Consider the following 5,018-nt stretch of genomic DNA (forward strand, 5'->3'; position numbering starts at 1 on the left):
GACCGCATCACCATCGTGTTCTGCGGTTCGAAGAAAAGCCTGGCCACCGGTGTGCCGATGGCCCAGGTGCTGTTCGCCGGCAGCACCATTGGCGTGTTGATCCTGCCGTTGATGCTGTTCCATCAAATCCAGCTGATGGTCTGCGCGGTGCTGGCCCAGCGCTACGCCAAACGCCAGGAATCGGTTGCTGAGTTGATGGCGCAAGTAGATCCTTGATTGTCTGGGGTCCTAGCCTCGTCTGGAGTGATGCATGAAGGTTGGCGTGATTTCCGATACCCACGGTTTGCTCCGCACCGAAGCGGTTGCCGCGCTGGAGGGGTGTGAGCGGATCATTCACGCAGGCGACATCGGTAGCCGGGACATTCTCGATCAACTGGCGTCGATAGCCCCGCTGCATGTGGTGCGCGGGAACAACGATCTGGGCGAGTCTTGGGCAGAACCGCTGGATGATCTTCTGTGTTTTGAGCTGAACGGATGGGGCACATTGCTGGTGCATGACATCGCCGATGTTCCGGTCGTGCTCGATGCAGGCATCAAGCTGGTGATCACCGGCCATTCGCACAAACCACGCATGGAATGGCGCGGTGAGCGGTTATTTCTCAATCCCGGCAGTGCGGGACGGCGGCCTTTCAAGCTGCCGGTGACGCTGGCGTTGATTGAGGTGCTTGAGGGCTCGATTGAGCCGCGACTGGTTTCGCTGTTGGAATGAATTTTTTCCGCATCGATTCTATTCCACCTCATGTCGGAGAAAACCAGGAGGCAATTCGCCAATGCCTTGTAGATGGGCTTCAAGAAATTCGCGCAACACGCGTACCTTTGTCGAAAACCGTCGATTGGGCAGGTAGGCCATGTAGATCTGTCTTCCGGTCAGCGAATTAACGAAACGATAGTCCGGCAAAACAATCTGCAATTGACCGTTCAACAGCAGGTCGCGCACCAGCCAGATTTCGAATTCCGCGATGCCCAGGCCCCCACAGACCGCTTCGAGCAACAGTTCCGAGTTGTCTGATTGAAGATTGCCCTGCGGGAAAATCGAATGCTTTTCCTCGTCCCGGACAAAATACCAATGGGGGTCGCTATCCGGGTGTACGTAGACCAGGCAGTTATGGGTGCTCAGGTCCCCGGGTGATTGTGGATGTCCATGCTGTGCAAGGTATCCAGGTGTGGCGCAAAGCAGCGAATCGTTGCGGGAAATCGGGTAGGCGATCAGGTTCTCCAAATGGTTTTCACCCTCATGGATATCCAGATCAAAGCCCCCGACGATCATATCGTTGTGATTGTCTGTCAGGCGCAGATCCATCTGGATGCCGGGGTACATCTTTAGAAAGGGGGCGATCAGCGGCGCGAGGAAACGCCTGCCGAACGCCACGGGTGAGGTGAGTTTCAGAGGACCGCTGGGTGCAAGGTTGAGATCGCTGACCACGCGCAAGGTGTCATCCAGGTCGGCGATCATCGACAACGCCCGCGCGTGATAGATCTGCCCCGCCTCGGTCAGCGCGACGATATGCGTGGTGCGATGGAGCAGGGTGGTGTTCAGCGACTTTTCCAACGCCGAAATGGTTCGGGTCAAGGTTGAGGGCGAGACGTGCATCTCTCGGGCAGCTGCAGAAAAGCTGCCCAACTCGACGACTTTCACCAAGGCCCTCATCACCCCAAGATGATCGATACGTGCAATTTCGGAGCTCATTTCAGGTTGATTGCCTTTGCGCTGGGTGCAAAACCGAATTCCTTTACTCGATGTTCCACCGGTTTTTATCGGAATATAGACTCAATTCCATGCCGTGCGCACATCCATGTTGCCCGTCAAAGAATATTCCCCGTTGCAAGTCGGAGTTTGAAGACCCTCATGAATTTCCCTGCCCATGTTCCAATCGCCATCGCCACTCGAAACGAACATGTGGAGCGAATCCATTGGGGGTCAGTGGCAGTGGTCGATAGCGAGGGCGCGTTACTGGCCTACGCTGGCGACCCGGCCTCCATGACTTTTTCCCGTTCGACGCTCAAGCCGTTCCAGGCCGTTCCTTTTGTCCGTGACGGCGGCCCCGAGCGCTTTGGTTTCACCGATGATCAGGTCGCCTTGATGTGCGCCAGCCATTCCGGGGAAGAGGCGCACGTCGACGCCGTGAGCAACATGCTGACGAAGATCGGTCACGAAGTTCATGACTTGGGATGTGGCTGCCATTTGCCGGACTTCTACAGCGGTGACAATCTCCCGCCCCAAGGTTTCCATTTCGATCAACGCCACCACAACTGCTCCGGAAAACACACCGGATTTCTTGCCTACTGCCGCCTCCACGGACTAGAGAGCAGTTCTTACCTGGCGCCCGAACATCCCCTGCAACGCGATATCCAGCGGGTCGTCGCAGGGTTGACGCGGATACCGCAAAATCAGCTTTGGACGGGGACTGACGGCTGCAACGCGCCCAACCTGGGAATGCCTCTCTCGCGACTTGCGCTGTTATGGGCACGTCTGGCCAGTGGTGATGCCGGGAACGACACCAGCCTCAGTCCTGTTTTGCAGCGGCTGTTCGACGCCATGCGTCGTAATCCTCAAATGGTTTCCGGTACCGGTCGATCCGATCTGGGCATCACCCTGTCCTCCAACGGCGATTGGGTCGCCAAAACGGGGGCTGATGGCGTGCAGACGGTGGGAATCCGCAGTCGCGGACTGGGCGTGGCGGTCAAGGTCAGCGATGGTGATTTTCCCAGTGTGTTTGCCGTCACCATCTCGGTGCTCAAGCAGTTGGGCGTGTTGGAAGGCGAGAATCAGTTGTTGGCACCTTGGGCAGATCCCGCGTTGAACAATTGCAATGGCGCGCCGGTGGGTCAATTGAAAGCCACTGTGCAATTGAAGTTCGTCTAATGCACAGTGCCGGCAGGCACGAGTCAGTAATCTAATGCAGAGCACAAGCCATGCAATCGACGCGCTCACTGGATCAGAAACCCCCAGCCATTTCATTGCGGGCAGTGAACAAATTCTTCGCCAGTCAGCAGGTGCTGTTTGATGTAGACCTGCAAGTACAGCCCGGTGAAGTGGTGGTGATTATCGGCCCCTCCGGCTCGGGTAAATCGACGTTGTGCCGGTGTATCAATCGCCTGGAAGCGATCGACAGCGGTGAGATTTTCCTGCACGGCGAACGCCTTCCGGAAGAGGGCGGTGCGTTGGCGAAGATGCGTGCCAAAGTGGGCATGGTTTTCCAGAACTTCAATTTGTTTGCCCACCGGACAGCGATGCAGAACGTTGCTATGGGGCCACGTAAAGTGCTCGGCATGAGTCGACACGATGCAGAGGCATGGGCCATGCAGCTTCTGGATCAAGTCGGTTTGGGGCACAAGGGCAAGTCGTACCCCGCAGAGCTGTCGGGTGGACAACAACAGCGGGTCGCGCTCGCGCGTTCACTGGCGATGAAGCCCAGCGTCATGTTGTTCGATGAGCCGACCTCGGCACTTGATCCTGAAATGGTCAACGAGGTTCTGAAGGTGATGGTCGAATTGGCCCGCAGCGGTATGACGATGGTGGTGGTCACCCATGAAATGGGCTTCGCACGCTCGGCCGCCGACCGGATTGTGTTCATGGACGCCGGTCGCATCGTCGAAAGTGCGCCACCCGAAATTTTTTTCAGCGCTCCCCGCTCAGAGCGTGCTCGCGATTTTCTTTCCAAAGTACTCGCACACTGAATCACGCAGTAGAACCCACAATAACAAGAGAAATAGACCATGCGCTCAAACCGACTTGTTGCTCTTAGCCTTTCCCTGCTGACGTCCTGCATGTTTGCCGGCGTTGCGTCGGCTGACACGACAGAGAAATTCGCGGCCGATTCGACGATGGCCAAAATCCACGAGCGAGGCAAGCTGGTCGTTGGCACCTCGCTGAACACGCTGATGTTTTCCTCACGCAATCCCATGACCGGGAATGTCGAGGGCTTCGAGGCTGAGCTGGCTAGGATGCTGGCCAAACGGCTGACGGGGTCGGAAGAAAACATCGAGTGGGTCAGCACCACGCCGGAAAACCGCATCCCGTTGGTCCAGAACAAACGCGTTGACCTGGTCATCTCGACCATGACAGTGACGGATGAACGCAAGCAGGTCATTGGTTTTGCCGGTCCTTATTACCTCGCGGGGCAAGATTCGCTGGTGCGGGCGGACGACCATTCGATCAATAAAACCGCAGACCTCGACACCAAGACCGTCTGCGTCCTGAGCGGCACCACCGTTGAACGTAACCTCAAGCCGGTGGCGCCCCATGCCAAAATAGTCACCTTCAGCGACGCCTCGGCGTGCGTGGAAGGGCTGATCGACAAACGTTTCGATGCCTATGTCGACGACGGTGCCACGCTGGTCGGCGAGTCGATGCGCCAACCCGGCAAGATGCGCGTAGTCGGCACACCCTTTACCGAGGAGCCCTACGGGATTGCCGTCGTCAAGGAAGACAACGTGTGGCGTGACTGGATCAATTCGCAACTGAGCACGTCGATCCGTGACGGTCAGTGGCAAAAAATGTATGACAAGGAACTTGAAGCCGGTTTGGGCGCGCCCCAAGTGCCTGTCATCCAATAAGAAAGCAATCCATAGAGGGTGACCTTGATGCCTTATATCGAACGCTTTCTTGGGGGTATCGCGATAAGCGTCGAGCTCACCCTGCTGTCCTTCGCCATAGCCATTGTCCTGGGACTGCTGCTGGCTGTCATGCGGGTTAGCCCATGGCCGACATTTCGCTGGTTCGCCAGCGGTTACGTCGAGCTCATGCGGATGATGCCGCTACTGGCGTTATTGCTGCTGTTTASCTTCGGACTGCCCAAGCTCGGTTTCATCTATTCGCTGTTCACCTCCACGGTCCTGGTGCTGGGCTTATATAGCGCGGCGTGGATCTGTGAGGTGGTGCGGGCGGGCATCAATACCGTTTCTCTGGGGCAGATCGAAGCCGCGCGCAGCATCGGCATGCGCTTTGATCAGATACTCGGCGAAGTGGTGTTACCGCAGGCGGTGCAATCGGTTATCGCGCCGCTGGGAAATCTGTT

At 57.1% G+C, this 5,018-nt stretch carries 7 protein-coding genes; 6 read left to right on the plus strand and 1 reads right to left on the minus strand.

Annotated elements, in window-relative coordinates:
* Together AC1DSG_RS27570 and AC1DSG_RS27575 are read left to right on the plus strand one after the other, a co-directional pair.
* Positions 1 to 216 (plus strand): bile acid:sodium symporter (locus tag AC1DSG_RS27570; RefSeq protein WP_477793704.1); only part of this gene is annotated, 216 nt, incomplete at its 5' end.
* Between the two features lie 34 nt (positions 217 to 250).
* Positions 251 to 709: a metallophosphoesterase family protein gene (locus AC1DSG_RS27575; RefSeq protein ID WP_477793705.1), complete on the plus strand. Its 459-nt coding sequence runs from the start codon at positions 251 to 253 to the stop codon at positions 707 to 709.
* A gap of 18 nt (positions 710 to 727) precedes the next feature.
* Here the strand turns inward: AC1DSG_RS27575 and AC1DSG_RS27580 are convergent, their stop codons facing one another.
* Entirely contained in the window at positions 728 to 1,636 is a 909-nt protein-coding gene (locus tag AC1DSG_RS27580; RefSeq protein ID WP_477793706.1) for a LysR family transcriptional regulator, read from the minus strand.
* 210 nt (positions 1,637 to 1,846) lie between these two features.
* On the opposite strand from AC1DSG_RS27580, the gene AC1DSG_RS27585 reads away from it, so the two are divergent.
* The 4 genes from AC1DSG_RS27585 to AC1DSG_RS27600 form a co-directional block, all read left to right on the plus strand.
* Positions 1,847 to 2,863: an asparaginase gene (locus AC1DSG_RS27585; RefSeq protein ID WP_477793707.1), complete on the plus strand. Its 1,017-nt coding sequence runs from the start codon at positions 1,847 to 1,849 to the stop codon at positions 2,861 to 2,863.
* A gap of 50 nt (positions 2,864 to 2,913) precedes the next feature.
* Positions 2,914 to 3,678 carry an amino acid ABC transporter ATP-binding protein gene (locus AC1DSG_RS27590; RefSeq protein WP_477793708.1) on the plus strand — a complete coding sequence of 255 codons (765 nt, stop codon included), beginning with the start codon at positions 2,914 to 2,916 and terminating at the stop codon, positions 3,676 to 3,678.
* A 39-nt stretch (positions 3,679 to 3,717) separates the two neighbouring features.
* The gene (locus AC1DSG_RS27595) at positions 3,718 to 4,557 is read left to right on the plus strand and encodes a glutamate ABC transporter substrate-binding protein (protein ID WP_477793709.1); all 840 of its coding nucleotides are present in this window, start codon (positions 3,718 to 3,720) and stop codon (positions 4,555 to 4,557) included.
* 27 nt (positions 4,558 to 4,584) lie between these two features.
* The coding region (locus AC1DSG_RS27600) for an ABC transporter permease subunit (RefSeq protein ID WP_477793710.1) at positions 4,585 to 5,018 on the plus strand (434 nt) is incomplete at its 3' end.

The sequence above is a fragment of the Pseudomonas sp. P5_A12 genome (assembly GCF_056400685.1).

Excerpts from the sequence above, each read along its gene's own strand:
- AC1DSG_RS27590 (WP_477793708.1), top strand. The coding sequence starts at position 2,914 with ATGCAATCGACGCGCTCACTGGATCAGAAACCCCCAGCCATTTCATTG.
- AC1DSG_RS27575 (WP_477793705.1), top strand. The coding sequence starts at position 251 with ATGAAGGTTGGCGTGATTTCCGATACCCACGGTTTGCTCCGCACCGAA.
- AC1DSG_RS27585 (WP_477793707.1), top strand. The coding sequence starts at position 1,847 with ATGAATTTCCCTGCCCATGTTCCAATCGCCATCGCCACTCGAAACGAA.
- AC1DSG_RS27595 (WP_477793709.1), top strand. The coding sequence starts at position 3,718 with ATGCGCTCAAACCGACTTGTTGCTCTTAGCCTTTCCCTGCTGACGTCC.